The 18,828-nt window shown below is 35.7% G+C and carries 21 protein-coding genes and 1 pseudogene; 7 read left to right on the top strand and 15 right to left on the bottom strand.

The window, feature by feature from the left end; translation table 11 throughout:
* The 4 genes and pseudogenes from P8M54_RS04935 to udk all read right to left on the bottom strand — a co-directional run.
* Positions 1-990, bottom strand: a 990-nt coding sequence (locus tag P8M54_RS04935; protein ID WP_300285806.1) for a methylmalonyl-CoA mutase family protein, incomplete at its 3' end; no start/stop codon positions are given.
* Between the two features lie 43 nt (positions 991-1,033).
* Positions 1,034-2,395: pseudogene (locus P8M54_RS04930) on the bottom strand (methylmalonyl-CoA mutase subunit beta).
* Between the two features lie 28 nt (positions 2,396-2,423).
* Entirely contained in the window at positions 2,424-2,747 is a 324-nt protein-coding gene (locus P8M54_RS04925) for a septum formation initiator family protein (RefSeq protein ID WP_300285804.1), read from the bottom strand.
* Between the two features lie 156 nt (positions 2,748-2,903).
* Complete coding sequence (gene udk, locus P8M54_RS04920; protein ID WP_300285802.1) at positions 2,904-3,512, bottom strand: uridine kinase; 609 nt, start codon at positions 3,510-3,512, stop codon at positions 2,904-2,906.
* Between the two features lie 222 nt (positions 3,513-3,734).
* On the opposite strand from udk, the gene P8M54_RS04915 reads away from it, so the two are divergent.
* The 3 genes from P8M54_RS04915 to P8M54_RS04905 all read left to right on the top strand — a co-directional run bounded on the left by P8M54_RS04915 (position 3,735) and on the right by P8M54_RS04905 (position 5,532).
* Positions 3,735-4,316: a Crp/Fnr family transcriptional regulator gene (locus P8M54_RS04915; RefSeq protein ID WP_300285800.1), complete on the top strand. Its 582-nt coding sequence runs from the start codon at positions 3,735-3,737 to the stop codon at positions 4,314-4,316.
* An 89-nt stretch (positions 4,317-4,405) separates the two neighbouring features.
* Positions 4,406-5,158 (top strand): pirin family protein, encoded by a 753-nt coding sequence (locus tag P8M54_RS04910; RefSeq protein ID WP_300285798.1) that lies wholly within the window; start codon positions 4,406-4,408, stop codon positions 5,156-5,158.
* A gap of 47 nt (positions 5,159-5,205) precedes the next feature.
* Positions 5,206-5,532, top strand: a complete 327-nt coding sequence (locus P8M54_RS04905) for a hypothetical protein (RefSeq protein WP_300285796.1) — start codon at positions 5,206-5,208, stop codon at positions 5,530-5,532.
* 16 nt (positions 5,533-5,548) lie between these two features.
* On the opposite strand, the gene P8M54_RS04900 is transcribed toward P8M54_RS04905, so the two are convergent.
* The 5 genes from P8M54_RS04900 to dnaA form a co-directional block, all read right to left on the bottom strand.
* Positions 5,549-6,430: an SDR family oxidoreductase gene (locus P8M54_RS04900; RefSeq protein WP_300285794.1), complete on the bottom strand. Its 882-nt coding sequence runs from the start codon at positions 6,428-6,430 to the stop codon at positions 5,549-5,551.
* 58 nt (positions 6,431-6,488) lie between these two features.
* Positions 6,489-7,616, bottom strand: a complete 1,128-nt coding sequence (locus P8M54_RS04895; protein WP_300285792.1) for a methionine aminotransferase — start codon at positions 7,614-7,616, stop codon at positions 6,489-6,491.
* Between the two features lie 129 nt (positions 7,617-7,745).
* Positions 7,746-8,468, bottom strand: a complete 723-nt coding sequence (locus P8M54_RS04890) for an SAM-dependent methyltransferase (protein WP_300285790.1) — start codon at positions 8,466-8,468, stop codon at positions 7,746-7,748.
* 90 nt (positions 8,469-8,558) lie between these two features.
* A complete protein-coding gene (locus P8M54_RS04885; RefSeq protein ID WP_300285788.1) occupies positions 8,559-9,026 on the bottom strand; it encodes a low molecular weight protein-tyrosine-phosphatase in 468 nt (155 codons plus the stop codon).
* A 7-nt stretch (positions 9,027-9,033) separates the two neighbouring features.
* Complete coding sequence (dnaA, locus tag P8M54_RS04880) at positions 9,034-10,461, bottom strand: chromosomal replication initiator protein DnaA (RefSeq protein ID WP_300285786.1); 1,428 nt, start codon at positions 10,459-10,461, stop codon at positions 9,034-9,036.
* Positions 10,462-10,658: 197 nt separating this feature from the next.
* On the opposite strand from dnaA, the gene P8M54_RS04875 reads away from it, so the two are divergent.
* The gene (locus P8M54_RS04875) at positions 10,659-11,060 is read left to right on the top strand and encodes a thioesterase family protein (protein ID WP_300285785.1); all 402 of its coding nucleotides are present in this window, start codon (positions 10,659-10,661) and stop codon (positions 11,058-11,060) included.
* Between the two features lie 22 nt (positions 11,061-11,082).
* On the opposite strand, the gene P8M54_RS04870 is transcribed toward P8M54_RS04875, so the two are convergent.
* The 3 genes from P8M54_RS04870 to ribD are packed head-to-tail and all read right to left on the bottom strand — an operon-like array spanning position 11,083 to position 13,342.
* Complete coding sequence (locus tag P8M54_RS04870; protein WP_300285783.1) at positions 11,083-11,694, bottom strand: YigZ family protein; 612 nt, start codon at positions 11,692-11,694, stop codon at positions 11,083-11,085.
* Between the two features lie 15 nt (positions 11,695-11,709).
* Positions 11,710-12,306 carry an HAD family phosphatase gene (locus tag P8M54_RS04865; protein ID WP_300285781.1) on the bottom strand — a complete coding sequence of 199 codons (597 nt, stop codon included), beginning with the start codon at positions 12,304-12,306 and terminating at the stop codon, positions 11,710-11,712.
* Positions 12,299-13,342, bottom strand: coding sequence for a bifunctional diaminohydroxyphosphoribosylaminopyrimidine deaminase/5-amino-6-(5-phosphoribosylamino)uracil reductase RibD (ribD, locus tag P8M54_RS04860; RefSeq protein ID WP_300285808.1), 1,044 nt, complete (start codon positions 13,340-13,342; stop codon positions 12,299-12,301). The genes P8M54_RS04865 and ribD overlap by 8 nt, the downstream gene beginning before the upstream one ends.
* 106 nt (positions 13,343-13,448) lie before the next feature.
* On the opposite strand from ribD, the gene P8M54_RS04855 reads away from it, so the two are divergent.
* Entirely contained in the window at positions 13,449-13,934 is a 486-nt protein-coding gene (locus tag P8M54_RS04855; protein WP_300285779.1) for a GNAT family N-acetyltransferase, read from the top strand.
* A gap of 47 nt (positions 13,935-13,981) precedes the next feature.
* Positions 13,982-14,836 (top strand): peptide chain release factor N(5)-glutamine methyltransferase, encoded by an 855-nt coding sequence (prmC, locus tag P8M54_RS04850; RefSeq protein ID WP_300285777.1) that lies wholly within the window; start codon positions 13,982-13,984, stop codon positions 14,834-14,836.
* Between the two features lie 39 nt (positions 14,837-14,875).
* Here prmC and P8M54_RS04845 read toward each other — a convergent pair whose 3' ends face one another.
* A complete protein-coding gene (locus tag P8M54_RS04845) occupies positions 14,876-16,120 on the bottom strand; it encodes an ABC transporter permease (protein ID WP_300285775.1) in 1,245 nt (414 codons plus the stop codon).
* Positions 16,121-16,276: 156 nt separating this feature from the next.
* Here P8M54_RS04845 and hisS point away from each other — a divergent pair, with 156 nt between their 5' ends.
* A complete protein-coding gene (gene hisS / locus P8M54_RS04840) occupies positions 16,277-17,647 on the top strand; it encodes a histidine--tRNA ligase (protein WP_300285773.1) in 1,371 nt (456 codons plus the stop codon).
* Positions 17,648-17,707: 60 nt separating this feature from the next.
* On the opposite strand, the gene P8M54_RS04835 is transcribed toward hisS, so the two are convergent.
* Complete coding sequence (locus P8M54_RS04835) at positions 17,708-18,241, bottom strand: DUF4252 domain-containing protein (RefSeq protein WP_300285771.1); 534 nt, start codon at positions 18,239-18,241, stop codon at positions 17,708-17,710.
* 1 nt (position 18,242) lies between these two features.
* Positions 18,243-18,797 carry a DUF4252 domain-containing protein gene (locus P8M54_RS04830; RefSeq protein ID WP_300285769.1) on the bottom strand — a complete coding sequence of 185 codons (555 nt, stop codon included), beginning with the start codon at positions 18,795-18,797 and terminating at the stop codon, positions 18,243-18,245.
* Positions 18,798-18,828 lie beyond the last annotated feature (31 nt).

Raw genomic sequence — 18,828 nt, 5'->3', positions numbered from 1 at the left:
TAAGCTCCAACCACTCGTTTGGCAGTGAGTTCTCAGTGCTAACGATTTTTCGTCTTGTGGGCTAAATTGTTTTAATAGTTTGGCCCAAATCATTCGTCCGGCGCGCATTTTAGCAATTTCCATAAAATGGTTCATTCCAATGGCCCAGAAAAAGGAAAGGCGAGGAGCAAATTCATCAATTTTCATTCCGGTTGCTAGTCCGGTTCGAATGTATTCTAATCCATCGGCTAGGGTGTAGGCAAGTTCAATATCAGCAGTAGCACCGGCTTCTTGCATGTGGTAACCTGAAATTGATATAGAGTTGAACTTAGGCATTTTTTTGCTGGTGAATTCAAATATGTCAGCAATGATTTTCATCGATGGTGTTGGAGGGTAGATGTAGGTGTTACGAACCATAAACTCCTTCAAAATATCATTTTGAATAGTACCTGAAAGTAAGTCGGGTTTTACACCTTGCTCTTCTGCAGCGACGATATAAAACGCCATTATGGGTAAGACAGCCCCATTCATGGTCATCGATACCGACATTTCATCCAATGGAATTTGGTCAAACAGTACCTTCATATCTTCTACTGAATCTATGGCGACACCTGCTTTACCTACGTCTCCCACCACACGCTCATGATCAGAATCGTACCCTCTATGGGTAGGTAAATCAAAGGCAATAGACAGTCCTTTTTGTCCTGCAGCAAGATTTCTTCGATAGAAGGCATTGCTTTCCTCAGCGGTTGAGAATCCTGCGTATTGTCTTATTGTCCATGGTCTGCGAACGTACATAGTCGCATAGGGTCCACGTAAATTAGGTGCAAATCCAGCTCCAAAATCCAGATGTTCCAGATTCTCGATGTCTTTTGCACTATAGTTTTGTTTAAGTTCAATTCCTTCAGCAGTTGCGAAGCCTGGAGCGTTATTTTCTCCTGCTTCAAGAGATGCTTTAGCTTCCTCTTGCTGAGGATGTAATTGAATATGTTTAAGGTCTTTTCGTATCATGTTTAGCCTCTATTTTGCACTTAGTAAGTAAATTGATTGGTGATTATTCTGTTTCAAGTCGTTCTTGCTCAGATTTTTCAGCCAATCTTTTTTCTATAATTGGAGAAAGTAATGTTTTTCTCGACTTTACTTTTACAAAAGGAAAGAGTTCAAGATCATTTTTCATTCTATCATTTTTATTAGGATATTTATTGGTTCCTAAAAGTATTTCTTTACCAGAATCAAATAGTTTTTGCTCTGCTTCAGCACTTTCTTGAATTTTTCGTTTGATGGTTCCATCATTTAACTGCTTTAAAAATCCACCATTTTCCTCTATGGTTTTAAATAAGGCTAATCCTTTCTCGGCTAATTGATTGGTTAAACTTTCGATGTAATAACTACCATCAGCTGGATTATTTACTTTATCAAAATAGCTTTCGTTTTTAAGAATTAGTAGTTGATTGCGTGCAATTCTATCTCCAAATTCATTGTCTTTGTGATACAAAGCATCATAGGGAAGGTTGGCGATTGCATCAGCACCACCTAAAATAGCACTCATACATTCCGTTGTGGTTCGAAGCATGTTTACGTTGTAATCGTAAATTGTTTTGTTTCTTTTAGTAGGTGTAACTAAGAGGTGACAATCTAGGTTGTGGTTGTATTCTTTTGCAATTAAATTAAATAAAACTCGAATGGCTCTCAACTTTGCAATTTCAAAAAAGTAATTAGTACCTACTGCAACTTGTAAAACTATAGGCGTTTTTATTGCATCAAGTCTATTGAAATATTCGTTTGCGTGGGCTAGCGTGTAGGCGATTTGCTGTACAATTGTTGCTCCCGCATTTTGATACAGTGCACTATTGATGCTTATTAATGAAGAGTTAGTTGTTGATTGAAGCTTTTGTAAAGTTTCGAAATTACTTTTTTCATTTGTACTGAACCAATTACCCTCTTGTGCCAATTGTCCTATTGGATCAAGATTACAATAGATAGTGGCTTTTCGTTTTTGGGCTATGGCATCAATTTTTTTGACGAAATCGATTTAGATAAAATCAAAATGAAAATAAACAGGTATCGATTCGATAGGAAGTTTTTCAAGTAATCGTTCCATATCGATGTTGCTGTCTTCGATTGTAAAGCGAAGACTTGCGGCTCCACGTGCTACTGCGTCCAAAGCTCTCTCAATGGATTTTTCGACATCAAATACAAAGATGTTTTGGCAAATTTTAAAAGGAGTGGTTTGCTTACTTATTGCAAAAGTTTTAGTGCAATCATCAGCGTGGTAAAATGGTTTTACTTTTATATCCTCAGGCGAATTCCAAATTAAGGTTTCATTGTAATCAGCTCCTTTCAGTTCAAATTGGATTTTTTGTTTCCACTGTTTGGAGGATATGGGATCAAAATATTCAAATAGAGTAGTAGTCATTTGGTATTGATTTTAAGTAATTCTAGATTTAATTTTGCGTAATGCTGTCACCTTCAAATTCGATAATATAAATATCTTCGCTATCCTTTTTCATAAAGTATTTTTCGCGAGCATATTTTTCTATTTGGTCAGGATTATTAAGCTGTTTTATCTGCTGTTCGTCCTTTTTAATTTCTTCTTGGTAGTAGGTTGCATTGTCCTCTAGTTCGGTGATTTGGTTGTCAAGAAACCGGTGGTCGAAATAAGAGTAATTGTCAAGAAAAACCATCCAAATGATAAAAAACAAAAGTACCCAAACATATTTGTTGCTTAGGAATTTAAACCAAGATTTGTCTTTATATGGGTTTTTCATTTTATTTTTTTTAGCCCTGATGGTAACGGCATCCTTTTATAACTTGACTTTTTTAGTCAAGTTATAAAAGATATAGTGTACAGCAGGAAGTAGCTCCAAATAGTAACTATCCACTTGATGCGAAACTGCTAGGTGGTTATAAAATTACAATAAAATTTACAGAATTCGTTGATTTATTACCGCCCGGACTACATCAATTGCTACAGTATTGTGTTTGTCATTAGGTATAATGATGTCAGCAAAAGCTTTTGTAGGCTCAATAAATTGCTGATGCATTGGTTTTAATGTGTTTTGGTATCGATTAAGAACTTCATCCATGTCTCGGCCTCGTTCAGCAATGTCTCTTTTAAGACGACGAATTAAGCGCTCGTCAGAGTCGGCATGTACGAAAATTTTAACATCGAATAATTCTCTTAATTCGGGATTTGCTAAAATTAATATTCCTTCAACAATCATCACTTTGCGGGGATGTGTTGTAATGGTATCCTCCGTTCTATTGTGAGTTACAAAAGAATATACAGGCTGATGAATTGTTTTTTCGGCTTTTAATTCCTTTAAATGTGCTACTAATAAATCAAAATCGATCGCACGTGGGTGATCAAAATTTATTAAAGCGCGCTCATCAAAGGAGAGGTTGTTGTTTTCTTTGTAATACGAATCTTGTGATATAATACCCACTTCTTTATCCGGCAACTCATTCATTATTTGATGAACTACTGTTGTTTTTCCGCTTCCTGTTCCTCCTGCAATACCTATGATCAGCATAAAATAATTTTAAATATTGAATATGGGGCAAAAATAGGAATTTAAAGGTGATATTAGGGTATTGCGCCAGTAGAATTAGTTTTTTTTACGACTTTACTAATCGCCTACTACTTATTTTATAAAAGACTCGATGGACGCAATGTAGCAGTCCTCTTACATTAATTAAAAAACCTGATATCTCCATATTATTTTGTTATCTTTAATTTTAAAAACTACACTATTTTGTACAGTCAAATTAATAAAAATATCAGCCGCTATGTGGTTTTTGAAGAGGGCGAATTAGCAATCTTCAATGAATTATTAGAGTACAAACAAGTACCTAAAAAGACTGTTTTGCTAAAGGCAGGCGAGCAATGTAACTTTGAAGCCTTTTTAATCAAAGGAAGTGCTCGCAAATATTATATTGATGCCAATGGCTCCGAAGTAGTTTTGCAGTTAGCTGTAGAGAATGCTTGGCTAAGTGATATTTCATTTAGTATCTATGAAACAACCCCAAGTCATGTATACATTGAAACCTTAGAAGATTGCGATTTTTATATGTTTACACCTGAATCTAAGGAGATGCTATTTGAAAAAGCGCCTCGATTTGAGCGTGCTTTTCGGATCTTGAAAGAACGCCATTTGGCGGTTACTCAAAATCGCTTATTTGACACTATTGCTAAGACTGCTACGGATAAATACTTGGAGTTTTTAGAACGCTATCCTACTTTTCCAAACCGTTTTGCACAACATTACATCGCTTCCTATTTAGGAATGTCTCCCGAGTTTTTGAGCAAGATCCGAAAGAAACTCGCCCACAAATAGGCCGCTGTTCTTAATAGTTTCTTGTTCTAGTTCAATGTGATTGCTGTTATTTGTTTGCAATTTTGTATTTCATTTTTAATCTAATTATAATGGAAAACGTTAAAGTAATTCAAGAAAATACCCTAACTAATTATATTTTACACAAAGCAAATACACGAGGACATGCCAATCATGGTTGGTTAGAGTCTTACCACTCTTTTAGCTTTGCAGGGTATCAAAATCCAGAGCGAATGAACTTTGGAGTGTTGCGTGTTTTAAACGATGACACCGTTAGCCAAGGAATGGGTTTTGGGAAACATCCTCATGACAATATGGAAATTATCTCTATTCCGCTTGAGGGAGACTTGAAGCATCAAGATAGCATGGGAAACACCACGGTAATTAAGCAAGGGGATATTCAGGTAATGAGTGCAGGTACTGGGATTTTTCACAGTGAGTACAATAAAAACAAAGATCAGCAAGTTAAGTTTTTGCAAATTTGGGTATATCCAAATCAAAAAAATGTTAGTCCAAGATACGATCAAATCACACTAGATTTAGAAGATCGTCAGAATAAGTTGCAGCAAATTCTTTCTCCAAATCAAGATGAGGAAGGCGTTTGGATTTACCAAGATGCTTGGTTTCATATGGGGAAATTTGATGCCGATTTTGATATCACCTACACTTTGAAAAAAAAGGATAATGGTGTTTACGCTTTTATTTTAAAAGGTAGTTTTACTATTGGTGGGGTTGTTCTAAATGAACGAGACGGAATGGGTATTACGGCAACAGATTTGTTTGATATTAGTGCAAATGATGAAGCGTCTGAAATTTTGTTAATGGAGGTTCCAATGCGTTTATAAAACGTTTAGTAAGTATTGAAATAAGGCACGGTATTTAGCAACAGCAAATGGAAAAGAGCAACATTCTTTATGTAGGCAGAAACGAAGAAATCTTGAATACTGTCATTAGGCTAATCAATGCTAATGCAGGTTGGTGTGCTTTTGGTGCAAACACAAACGCCGAAGCGCAACATGTTTTTGACACCAATACGATCGCAGTTGTATTGCTGGGATCAGGAATTTCAGAAGAATCAGAGTATGAATTGCGAGAATTTTTCAATAAATCAAATCCAAGAGCTATTGTTGTTCAGCATTATGGCGGCGGAAGTGGTTTACTAACAAGCGAATTAACCGCTGCCTTAGAGGAGTATAATAAAAAAGGAGAGTGTTTGTAGCACTCTCCTTTTTATCTTATTTATTTTTTTTAGCTTTTATCATCATCTCTAACTGATCCCATAATTCTTCCGGGATAGCTTCGAGCAGGTTGAATTGTCCGGCTCCTTTAAGCCATTCACCTCCATCTATAACAACTACTTCACCATTTACATAAGCTGAAAAATCAGATACTAAATAAGCTGCTAAATTAGCTAATTCTTGATGATCACCTACACGTTGTAAAGGTACTTTTTTAGCCATATCAAATTTTTCAGCTAGATCACCAGGCAATAATCTGTCCCATGCGCCTTTAGTAGGGAAAGGTCCAGGAGCAATTGCGTTCGTACGAATACCGTATTTAGCCCATTCTACAGCTAAGCTTCTTGTCATGGCTAATACACCTGCTTTGGCAGTAGCACTTGGTACAACATAAGCTGATCCAGTCCATGCATAAGTAGTTACAATATTTAAAACCGATGCAGAAGTTTGCTTCGTGTCTATCCAATGTTTTCCAAAAGCTAACGTACAGTTTTTAGTTCCTTTTAAAACGATATCGATTACAGTATCAAATGCATTAGCAGATAAACGCTCCGTAGGTGAAATAAAGTTTCCAGCTGCATTGTTTAGTAAAACATCAACCTGACCAAAAGCTTTTAAAACACCCTGTAACATGTTTTCAACCTCTTCATAATGACGTACGTCACATTGTAAAGGCAAACAAGTTCCACCGGTTTCAGCCTCGAGTTCCGCAGCTGTATTTTTAAGTTTTTCAATATCTCTAGAGGTGATAGCTACTTTTGCACCTAGCTCCAAGAAATATTTGGTCATTGCTTTACCTAAACCGCTACCACCACCGGTAACTACAATTACTTTACCTTTTAAAGCATCGTCTCTTAACATTTTATCTGTATAACTCATAATTTTTTTATTGTAAATATAGTAAAATTTATACTATGCACGCATAATAAATTTATTTTTAAATTTGGTTTAGTCTTTCTGTTGCTGCAGCTAATGTTTGATTGTCTTTCGCAAAGCAAAAGCGAATTAATTTATGATCCTTTCCGTTTTCGTAAAAAGTAGAAATAGGAATAGCGGCTACTCCATGTTCCACTATGAGTCGTTTGCAAAAAGCGACATCAGGTTCTGAGGAAATAGCGGCATACGAAGCCACTTGAAAATAGGTTCCTTCACAGTTTAGTAATTCGAATTTACTTCCGTTTAATAAGGACCTGAAGTAATCTCTTTTTTCTTTATAAAAGTGGCTAATATCATCTAAAGCTACACTGTCAAGGTATTCGCTAATGGCAAATTGAGAAATACTATTTACGCTAAAGACTAAAAATTGATGTACTTTTTTTATTTCTTTCATTAAATATTCGGGTGCAACGAGGTAACCAATTTTCCAACCCGTAATGTGAAAAGATTTCCCAAAAGAAGCGACGGTTATGCATCGATCAATTAGGTTTTTTCGGCTGTGAGCTGAAATGTGTTTTTCTTCAAAAGTGATGTATTCATACACTTCGTCTGATAGTAGCAGCATCTTTGGGAATTTATCCATTAATTGCTCTAAAGCCACAAAGTCAGGTTCGCTTAAAATCTTTCCTGTTGGATTATGAGGATTATTAATGATTATCATTTTGGTCTTTGATGAGCAAGCTTGTTCAATTCGGTTCCAATTGGTGGTGTAGTCATCATTTAAAGCAATACGTACTGCTTTTGCTTTGCAAAGTAAAACAGGAGCTTCGTAGCAATCGTAGCTAGGGTCTACAATAATGACTTCGTCCTCACTGTCAACTAAAGCCGTTATAGTGGTGAATATACCTTGAGTTGCTCCTGCAGTAATTAGTAGCTCGGTTTCGGGATTTACAATGCGTTGATGAGAAGATTTAAGTAAATGAGCGATTTTTGCTAGCAAAGGCGGATGACCTGCCATTGGCGTATATTGATGCACATTTTCTGAAGTTAGCCTAGCTAGGATGTTAGTCAGTCTTTCATCAACGGGAAAATTCGGAAACCCTTGAGAGAGATTAATAGCGTTGTGCTCTAATGCCATCTTTGACATTACAGTAAAAATACTAGTGCCAATATTCGGTAATTTGGACATATTCTAATTTTTAAGTTAAATGTAGTGATTTTAGGGCTTGAAATTAGTTTTTGATCCACTAAAAAAAAATCCATTCAATCAGTGTTTAAATACTGTTTAAATGGATTTTAATGGTCTTGTTTTTAACGCTTACATTTTATGAATGATAAAAATTGTAGGTCGTTTGTGGAGATCAATGGTCTCCTTTTTCCAAGCGGCGATTTTTTTTGTTTTGATGTATTCAGTAGGTAAAGTAATATCGGTAGCGATACACAAATGGGTTTCGGGATTTAATGTCTGTATCAAATCCTCCAATAATTTATTATTGCGATACGGCGTCTCGATGAAAATTTGAGATTGGTTTTTTTCAAAAGAAATTCTTTCAAGGCTTTTAAAACTGGCTTTTTTCTCGTCTTTTTCAATAGGTAAATAGCCATGGAAAGTAAAACTTTGTCCGTTCATTCCGGATGCCATCATAGCTAACAAAATCGAAGATGGACCAACGAGTGGAATGACTTGGATGCCCTTTTCATGCGCCAATTTTACGATAACGGCGCCAGGATCAGCTACACCAGGACAACCGGCTTCACTCATTAAACCCATATTTTTACCTTCGAGCAAAGGTTTAATAAAATCCAAATGCTCTTTAGTTTCGGTGCGTTTGTTTAAGGTAAACAAGACTAAGTCCGATTGCTTTTTTTCAGGATGTACTTCTTTTATTGATTTCCGAGCAGTTTTATCGTTTTCAACAATGTAGTGGTCAATAAAATCAATTGTTCTTTTTACGGTTTGTGGTAAAACATCCATTGGGTTACATTCTCCCATAGTAGTAGGGATGAGGTATAGTTTTCCTAAAAGAGGGGTTGGTTTCATTGTGCTACGTTTTTTTTAATCTTAATGTTAGCACAAAGAACGTGAATTTTGAAAGAACTAACGAAGGCAAAGAAATTTAAAAAAGCGTGATCAAGAATGATTTGCTATTAATTTTTGAGCAATCACGTCACAGGCTTCGTCTAGCATGTTGTACACCATTTCAAAGCCATTGGACATGCCATAATAAGGATCAGGCACATCGACGTTTTCGTTAGGAAACAGTTCGTCTAAAATGATTTTTACTTTTTGTCTTTGTTCATCGGAAGTGGCTAATGCAAGGACGTCATCATAGTTAGACTGATCCATTACATAGATGTAATCGAATTTATCAAAATCGGCTTGTTGAAATTGTCGCCCTTTTTGTTGGGAAATATCGAGATTGTTTTTTTTTGCTACAGCGATTGAACGCGCATCAGGTGAACGACCTACGTGCCAGCTACCTGTACCAGCAGAATCTACTACAAAGTTTTTTTTGGGTAGTTTTGATGCAAGAATCCCTTCGGCCAATGGTGACCTGCAAATATTGCCTAAGCAAACCATTAGTATTTTTACTTGCATGAAACGACTAAAGCGTTAGTTTTTTGTGAATGTCATCTACAAACTTCTTGAACTGTTTATCAGTAGCAACAAGATTGTCAACAGTTTTACAAGCGTGTAAAACCGTAGCATGATCTCTATCTCCAATTTGGGAACCAATATTAGCTAGAGAAGCTTTGGTGAATTTCTTAGCAAAAAACATGGCTAATTGTCTCGCTTGCACAACGTGTCTTTTTCTTGTTTTTGATTGTAAAGTTTCTAAATCCAGTTGAAAATAGTCAGATACAATTTTCTGAATGTAATCAATCGAGATTTCACGTTTTACATTTTTAACAAATTTCTCAACGACGCTTTTTGCTAGTTCAATTGTTACTTCTTTCTTATTGAACGATGATTGTGCTATTAATGAGATAATGGCTCCTTCTAACTCACGAACATTAGACTTGATGTTACGAGCAACGTATTCGATTATTTCTTCAGGTATTTCAACACCATCACGATACAAGATGTTTTTCAAGATCGAGATTCTTGTTTCGTAATCGGGTTGGTGTAACTCAGCGGATAATCCCCATTTGAAACGAGATAATAAACGTTGTTCAATATCTTGCATGTCAACAGGAGCCTTGTCCGAAGTCAAGATTACTTGTTTGCCATTTTGATGCAAGTAGTTGAAAATATGGAAAAACACATCTTGCGTTCCTGATTTACCAGATAGGAATTGAACGTCATCAATGATAAGTACGTCAATTAATTGGTAAAAATGGATAAAGTCATTTCTGTTATTTTTCTTAACAGAGTCTATATATTGTTGTGTGAATATTTCAGCAGAAATATACAAAACAGTTTTGTCTGGGTATTTGTCTTTAATCTCAACACCAATAGCATGGGCTAAGTGTGTTTTACCAAGTCCTACACCACCAAATATTAATAGGGGGTTGAAAGAGGTTCCACCGGGCTTATTAGCAACTGCCATACCTGCAGAACGCGCTAGTCTATTCGAGTCTCCTTCTAAGAAATTGTCAAAACTATAATTAGCGTTCAGCTGAGATTCGATTTTTAAATTTCGGATACCAGGAATTACAAACGGGTTTTTTAATTCAGGATCTAAGTTTTTAAAAGGAGCATCTACATTTTGTGGTTTCATTGGAGCCCTATTGGCACTTGGCAATTGTTCCGTAAACGGTTGTTTATTGCCATAAGTGTTTTCCATCTTAATTTTATAAAGTAACTTTGCGTTTTTACCAAGTTCTTTAGTTAAGGCAACTTTCAATAGTTTTACGTAGTGCTCTTCTAGCCATTCATAGAAAAATTTACTAGGAACTTGAATGTACAACGCGTTATCGGTAAGTTCAACTGATTTGATCGGTTCAAACCAAGTTTTGTAGGCTTGATCTTGAATGTTGTCTTTTATAAAAGACAAACAGTTTTCCCATACTGATTGAGCAGTTTTGTTCATAAATTCTATTAAATTATCTAATTATAAATGGTGGCTTTTGTAAAAAAAACAGCAAAAGCACTTGTTTTTTTTCGGGGTAACAAATATGTGAACAATTTTCTGTAAAAAAAAATAATTAGGGGTTGATTTTGAATAAAGATTATTGTAAGTAGGTTAGATTAGATGTTAAAATTAAATAGAAAATAAGAAATAGCTGTATGAAAGAACATGAATATAAAGTCCGCGTAAGATACTCCGAAACGGATCAAATGGGGGTTGTTTATCACGGTAATTATGCTCAATATTTTGAGATGGGACGCGTGGAGTGGCTGAGAAACCTGGGGATTTCCTATAAATGGATGGAAGATAGTGGTATAATGTTACCTGTGGTTTCTTTGAATATAAATTATAAAAAACCAGCAAGGTATGATGATTTGTTAACTGTTAAAACTATTTTCAAAAGTCAAAGCACTGTCAAGATAGAATTTGATTACGAAATCTTCAATGAAAAGCAGGAGTTATTAACAATTGCTAACTCAATTCTTGTTTTTGTAGACATGAAAACGGGTCGCCCTGTGGCGCCACCGGACTATGTAAAAGAAAAACTTTTGTCGATTTAAAAATTTAGGGAACAGATACTAATTATTCGATAATTTTTATCTCAATTTCAAATAAGGAATCAAAAATGTCGAATATTTTTTCGGCATTTTTTTTTCTGGTTTTAATGATGATTTCACAACTCAATTCCATTTTTTGACTTTCTATTTCCAAATTTTTTTCTTTGATAATTCGCATGACTTTATTCATGTTTTTATATTCAAATAGAATTTGATACTGAACGTCAATCGTTTTTTCGATTATGGTACAAGTTTCAAGTGTTAATTGTGCAGTGGTTTTGTATGCTGAAATTAGACCTCCAACACCTAATTTCACACCTCCAAATACTCTAACCACAACTATTAAGGTGTTCGTTACTCCAAACGACTGTAGTTGGCCATAAATAGGCATTCCTGCACTGTTGCTTGGTTCTCCATCATCATTGGCTCGGTAAGTGATTTTTTCAGCTCCAATTTGGTAGGCATAGCAAAAGTGACCTGCGTTAGGATGCTGTTTTTTTAAGTCATCTATGATGGGTTTTAGTTCTTCCTCAGATGCTATAGGAAAGGCGTAGCCAAAGAATTTACTGTTTTTTTCTTTGAAGAGCATTTCTTCACTGGGGTGTGCTATTGTTTTATACGTGTCTTGGATTTCCAATACTATTTTAACTTATTATTTGTTGTCGAATAACTGAATCACATCTTCTTGACCTACTTGAAGGTGCCATACTTGTAGCCCTACCGCAAGTGCTGCCTCTGTATTTTCTTTTTTATCATCTACAAATAGGGTATGTTTGGGTATTAACTCATGATTATTGATAACGGTGGAGTAGATTTGGGTGTCGGGTTTACGCATTCCCATTTCGAAAGAAAAGTAGACTTTTTCAAAACAGTGGTAAAAATCACTGTAAAACGATATGCCAAAACGCTTTTCAAATTCAGCTATATGGATTGCATCGGTATTACTTAAAAGGAAAAGTCGGTATTTTTTTGAAAGTAATTGCAGGAATTCCAGCCGATACAATGGAAAGTCTAGCAAAACAGAATTCCATGCTTTTTGTATTTCATCTAAGCTTGCTGTTGGCATGTATTGTTGTAGCCCTTTTAAAAAAGTCTCTTGGTCTATAAAACCTTTTTCAAACTGTACGTTTAGCTCGTCAAGATTTTCATTCCATTGCGCAAGTCCTAAGTTTTTCATTTTATCAATAGGCGCTTGCTTATCTAAATTGATAAATACATCACCAAAATCAAAAATGATAGTGTCAATCATGGTTTCTACTTATTATGAGTTCATCATTATCAATAAACTGTTTTGTACTTTCCTGTAAAAGGAGTTTCGGAGCAACTACGCCATTATGTAGTAGGGTATTGCTTTTAAAAATTCGTGCTTCATCCCAAAGTCCGGACTCTATAAAGGTTTGTAAGGTTCGAAGTCCTCCTTCAATAATTACGGATTGTATTTGATGATTGTATATTATTTCTAAAATCTGTTCAGCTATGTTGCCTTCAAAATCAATACGCTCAAAGATACAGTTTTCGGTAGAAATAGCATCGAAATTTTCACCAATCACGATGGTTTTTACAAGGTTGTCGAATAGGTGACTTTCTCTTGGAATTCTATTGTTGGCATCAATCACAATTCGGATAGGGTTGCTTCCAGTCCAATCTCTTACATCTAATCTAGGATTATCATCTACAGCGGTTTGAGTCCCTACTAAAATGGCTTGCTCTTCACTTCGCCATTTATGAACGAGTTGTCTCGAATAGGGATTGGTAATCCAAACAGGCTTTTTTTCTGCTTTTGCCGCAGGGGCAATAAATCCATCGAGGCTTTGGGCCCATTTAAGAATTACAAAAGGCCTTTTTTTGTTGTGAAACGTAAAAAAACGTTTGTTAAGTTGGTAGCATTCTTGCTCAAGTACGCCTACAGTAATGTGAATTCCAGCGGCAATAAGTTTTTTTATGCCCTTACCAGCGACTTGTATATTAGGGTCAACAGTACCAATAACAACATTAGGAATACCTGATTGAATAATTAAGTCACTACAAGGAGGTGTTTTTCCAAAATGACTGCAAGGTTCTAAACTTACGTAAATCGTTGCTCTTTTTAATAATGATTTGTCCTTTACGGAATTTACGGCATTAACTTCGGCATGGGGTTCTCCGGCTTTTCTATGCCAACCTTCCCCGATTATTTTCCCATCACATACGATGACACTGCCCACCATGGGATTAGGGTAAGTAGTTCCCAAACCATTTTTGGCGAGTTGTACGCAACGACTGATATATTTTTCATAAGTATTCACCCTGCAAAAGTAGTTATTTTTGGCTAGACGATTTTGTTTCGATTCTATTAAAAATAGCATAAAGTATTGTTACTTTTGTGCTCTAAAATTTAAGTAGAACTGCAACATGGAAAATTGGATCATTAGAAAAATAGAAAAGAAAGATAATGAAGCTGTTGCGCAATTAATTCGCGCCGTTTTTGATGAGTTGAATATCCCTAAGGTGGGCACCGCTTATGAAGATGTGTATTTAGATTTTATGTTTGAGGAATATAGTAAACCGCAATCAGCGTATTTTGTTGTAGAAAGTGAGGGAAAGGTTGTAGGTTCCGCAGGTGTAGCACCGCTTGAAAATGAGGCACCATCGATCTGCGAATTGCAAAAGATGTATTTCCTTCCTGAAACTCGAGGTTTGGGTATTGGCAGTGCGATGATGACCACCTGTTTGCAAGCGGCAAAAGATTTTGGATTTGAACATTGTTATTTAGAAACCATGCCTTTTATGCTTGATGCTCAAAAATTATACAAAAAAGTAGGTTTTAAAAATATCGATGCTCCTATGGGAAGCACAGGGCATACCTCTTGTCCAGTATGGATGCTTAAAAAATTGTAGCGGTATAGCATAGTAGTTTCAATCTGTTAAAATAAAAAAGGCATAATATGAAAATTAGGGAATATAGAAGTCATTTTATTGCAGCACTTACGCCCATATATGATGCAACCGAAGCCGAAAGTTTTTTCTATTTAGTATTAGAAGAGAAAAAGCAATTGCGACGTATTGACCTCGCTTTGACTCCTGATGTGGTATTTTCGGAGGCTGATATTCTAATTTGGGATGCTATTCTAGCGCAATTGAAATTAGAAATTCCTGTGCAGTATATATTGGGTAAAACTAGTTTCTACGGATTGGATTTTGAAGTAAATCCTGCGGTTTTAATTCCAAGACAAGAAACAGAAGAGTTGGTAGATTGGATTATATCGTCGGCCAACAGTTTGAAACTAGATACGCCCTTACGTATTTTAGATATTGGTACCGGTAGTGGATGTATTGCAATCTCTTTGGCCAAAAACATTAAAAACGCAACGGTCTTTGCTCTTGATGTGTCCGATACTGCTTTGGCTACAGCCAAAAAAAATGCGGAAACCAACAAAGTAGCTGTTAATTTTATTTCTCAAAATATTCTAGAAACCACGGATTTACAGCAACAATTTGATATTATTGTATCCAATCCGCCCTATGTTCGAAATTTAGAAAAACAAGAAATTAAAAAAAATGTATTGGATAATGAGCCGCACTTAGCCCTTTTTGTGGCTGATACAGACGCTTTGATTTTTTATCGTAAAATTGCCACTTTGGCACAGAAAAACCTAGTTGTAGGAGGTCAGTTGTACTTTGAGATTAATCAGTATTTAGGAAATGAAATGGTCGCTTTACTTGAAAGCTTATATTTCAAAAACAACGAGCTTCGTAAAGATATTTATGGAAACGACCGCATGACCCGAGCGACGCTATAGGTTCCATAGGAATAGTTATTTCAACTGCTACTTCTTACTTTATTCGTAGCGCAAAGCTTCGATAGGGTCTAGGACAGCTGCTTTTATTGCAGGATACAATCCAGAAACTAAGGCAACTATAAAACTGGTGGTGAAGGCCGCAAAAATGGCTCCCCACGGAATTACAAAAGCAAAATCTAAGGCTGTCGCAATACCAAAACCGATAAGAATTCCTAAAATAATCCCAACCAATCCACCAAGTTGACCAATAATCATCGTTTCAATAAAAAATTGAATCGCAACAGTAGAGCGCTTGGCGCCCAAAGCTTTTCGAACTCCAATTTCTCGTGTTCGTTCGGTTACCGATACAATCATGATATTCATTAAAGCGATTGAAGATCCTAAAACAGTAATGATCCCAATAAGCCAGGAGGCTAAACCTAAATATTGCGTAATGCCAAGGATTCTATTAATCAAATCATCAGATCGAACTACACCAAAATTATTATCCTTCATGGGACTTAGTTTACGTACCCTACGCATGGTGCTTGTAGCGTTGTCAATTGCTTGATCTAAAATTTCTTTTTTAGAAACCATCACGCTCATCGTGTAGTTTATTCGTGGTGCGGTAAACAAAGAACGAGCGACTTGAATGGGTATTAAAACTCTTAAATCTTGGCTATTGCCAAAAGTAGAACCTTTTTCTTTCAATACTCCTATTACTTTAAAGCGGGCACCACGGATAGAAATTATTTTATTGATAGGATTAATGTTTTTAAAAAGGCCTTTTTCAAAATCAGAGCCTACAACACATACATAATTATTATTGGCAATATCAAAAGAATTAAAATTACGTCCCAAACTGGTTTCTAAACCGGAATTGGTAATGAAATATTCATCGACACCCACTACTGAAATGGCAGGATCTGTTTTATCACCTTCATACTTTACCTCTGCAATGGATGTTGCCGTGAACGAAACCGAAGTCTCTGTAAATGGAAAGTTGTATTTGTTTTTAAAAGCTACCGCCTCAGGATAAGATATTATAGGATTGATAATCGTACGCTCCTCACCACCTCGACGCCTTGCCGTATTTTCATACTGACTGATGTTAAAAGTATTCGCTCCCATCGAAGCAAAGTCAGATGAAATAGTGTTTTCTAGTGCTGAAACCACCGTTAAAATCCCTACCAAGGCAGTTATTCCAATAGCGATAATAATCACTGTAAGTGAGGTTCGTAGAATTTGGGTCTTAATGGAGCCAAACGCGATTCGGATATTTTCTTTTAGTAAATTTAGCATCATGGTAGTTTGACACCAAAATACAATTTTTGTTACAACTTTGTTTTGGAAGAAGTATTATTTATTTTAAAAATTAGATATTTGCATTCTAATTGAACTTTAAGATCAGGAAGTGTCCTTTTTTTAATCAAAAATTAGTACTAAAACTATATTTCAACAATGGCATCAAAACCAAGTATTCAAAAAGGAACAAGAGATTTTTCACCTACTGAGGTGGCAAAACGACAGTATATTATTCAAACGATTAAAAATAATTTTGAAAAATTTGGTTTCCAACCTATCGAAACCCCTTCTTTTGAAAATTCAGAAACCCTAATGGGGAAATATGGAGAAGAAGGTGATCGTTTAATTGTTAAAATTTTAAACTCGGGTGATTATTTGGCGAAAGCCAATGCAACTCATTTAGAAAGCAAGGACAGCACTAAGCTTACTGCAAGCATATCTGAGAAAGCGTTGCGTTACGATTTAACGGTACCCTTTGCACGTTATGTGGTGCAGCACCAAAACGAAATCGAATTTCCGTTCAAAAGGTACCAAATACAACCAGTGTGGCGTGCTGACCGACCGCAAAAAGGACGTTTTAGAGAGTTTTTTCAATGCGATGCTGATGTGGTAGGTTCAAAGTCTTTATGGCAAGAAGTAGAGTTAGTACAATTATACGATACGGTTTTTACGCAATTAGGATTAAAAGGAGTAACGGTAAAAATTAATAACCGTAAAATTCTTTCGGGTATTGCTGAGGTGATTGGAGCGTCAGACAAATTAATTGATTTTACGGTTGCTTTAGATAAATTAGATAAGATAGGAGAGGACGGCGTAAAAACTGAAATGATTTCAAAAGGCATTACTGAGGACGCTATTGCAAAAGTGCAACCCTTGTTTAACTTCACAGGTTCTATTAGCGAAAAAATAGAAAAGTTAGGATTGCTATTGGCTTCCTCTGAAGAAGGAATGAAGGGAGTAGCTGAGTTGCAATTTATTTGTGAATCGGTTACTAAATTAGGACTTGCAACTGCTACATTAGATTTAGATGTTACTTTAGCTCGAGGTTTAAATTATTATACTGGTGCCATATTTGAAGTTTCGGCTCCTGCCGGTGTTGCTATGGGATCGATTGGCGGTGGAGGTCGTTACGATGATTTAGCGGGTATTTTTGGCTTAAAAAACATGAGTGGAGTAGGGATTTCTTTTGGTTTAGACCGAATTTATCTTGTGGTTGAGGAGTTAAATTTATTTCCAGAAACAGTTACAGCAACCTCTAAAGCCTTGTTTATTAATTATGGTGATGCTGAGGCATTTTATGCTATGCAAGCCATCCAAAAATTGCGTGCCGCAGGTATAAAAGTAGAATTGTATCCAGATAATGCTAAAATGGCGAAACAATTTCAGCATGCCGATAAACGAACTATTCCTTTTGCGGTGATTGCTGGCGAAAAGGAGATGGAAACTAATTCGTATGGCCTTAAAAACTTAGTAACAGGTGAGCAAATTACAGTGGATTTTGAAAACTTGAAAGCCGCTTTGCAATAATCGTTTTGTCTACTAAATAATAAAGGGTCTTGAATTATTTTCAAGACCCTTTTTATATTCTTACTTCATCAGCTGCTGTAGTGGTTTGAGTTGTTCCATGTCTAAATTAGATTTTTGGATAATTTGTATCAAACTCATTATGTTGTTTGCATTCATGTCTTTTCCAAGAACACGAATTACGGCAAAGCCATTCTCTTTGCGTTTGGTGTATAAAATGAATTCGTCGATATGATCATCATCACCAATAAAACTTACAGATGCTGCGCTAGAACCCATACTTAATTTCATGAGTTGTTGGTATTTCTCCTCTTTTAAGATCGCGTTCAGCTTAGCGTTTTCTACTTCATAAAGTTCTTTGTAATCTTTAGTCAGTTTAAATGCTAGTATATTCATTTTATCAAATGAAGCGAGCGCAGTTTGTTGTTCCTCTGTTAGACTGTCTTTTTCAATATTTAAGATCGATGGAGAGATGTCAAGCGCTATGAAATTCTTGTTTTCAGTATTTTCGACAAAATATTTCTGAAGTGAAGGTTTATTGCTGCAACTGGCAAACACTAAAAGGATAATCAGTAAAAAGCTAGGAGTGGTTTTCATTTTATTTTTTGTTTTTGCTCGCTTTTTTTAGCTCATCACCACCAGGAATTTTCATTTTATCAGTCAAAATAGCAATCTCATTCAAATCAAAATCTCCGGTTAAGGACATAAGAACGGTTTGGTCTGTTTTGCTACCTCCTTCAATGAACATTAGTAATTCTTTTATTTGAGAATCAGAACCGCCTGATTTCACAAGAATTTTAATGTTTTTGCCGCTGTCATTTACGCGCATCAATTCTTCTAGTCCAACAGATTTTACATATTTATCGGCAGTTGATTTTAAGTCTGTTGTTGCTTTAGAACTAGTAGTAGTAAATACTCTTAAGTTGTCTAATTTTTTAATAAGGTTCATGTATTGCTGTGCCTGCTTATCAGAGACATCTACTTTTACTTTACTCATCAATTCGAACATTTTTTTATTGACTATTAAGGCAGTCACATCGTCTTGACCTTCAAATTTCTCAAAGGCAGATTGCGCGAAAAAGGGAGAGGCTATTAAGATAAAGGCCAGCGTTAAAAATACTTTTTTACTGTTGTTTAAAAAGAGTGATTTCATTAGTTTTTAATTAAAGGATTAAATATTTTAT

The sequence above is a fragment of the Flavobacterium sp. genome (assembly GCF_029242675.1).
In the GTDB taxonomy this organism is placed as follows: domain Bacteria; phylum Bacteroidota; class Bacteroidia; order Flavobacteriales; family Flavobacteriaceae; genus Flavobacterium.
Note: the sequence above shows the minus strand (reverse complement) of the source record. Positions and strands in the feature narration are given on the sequence as shown.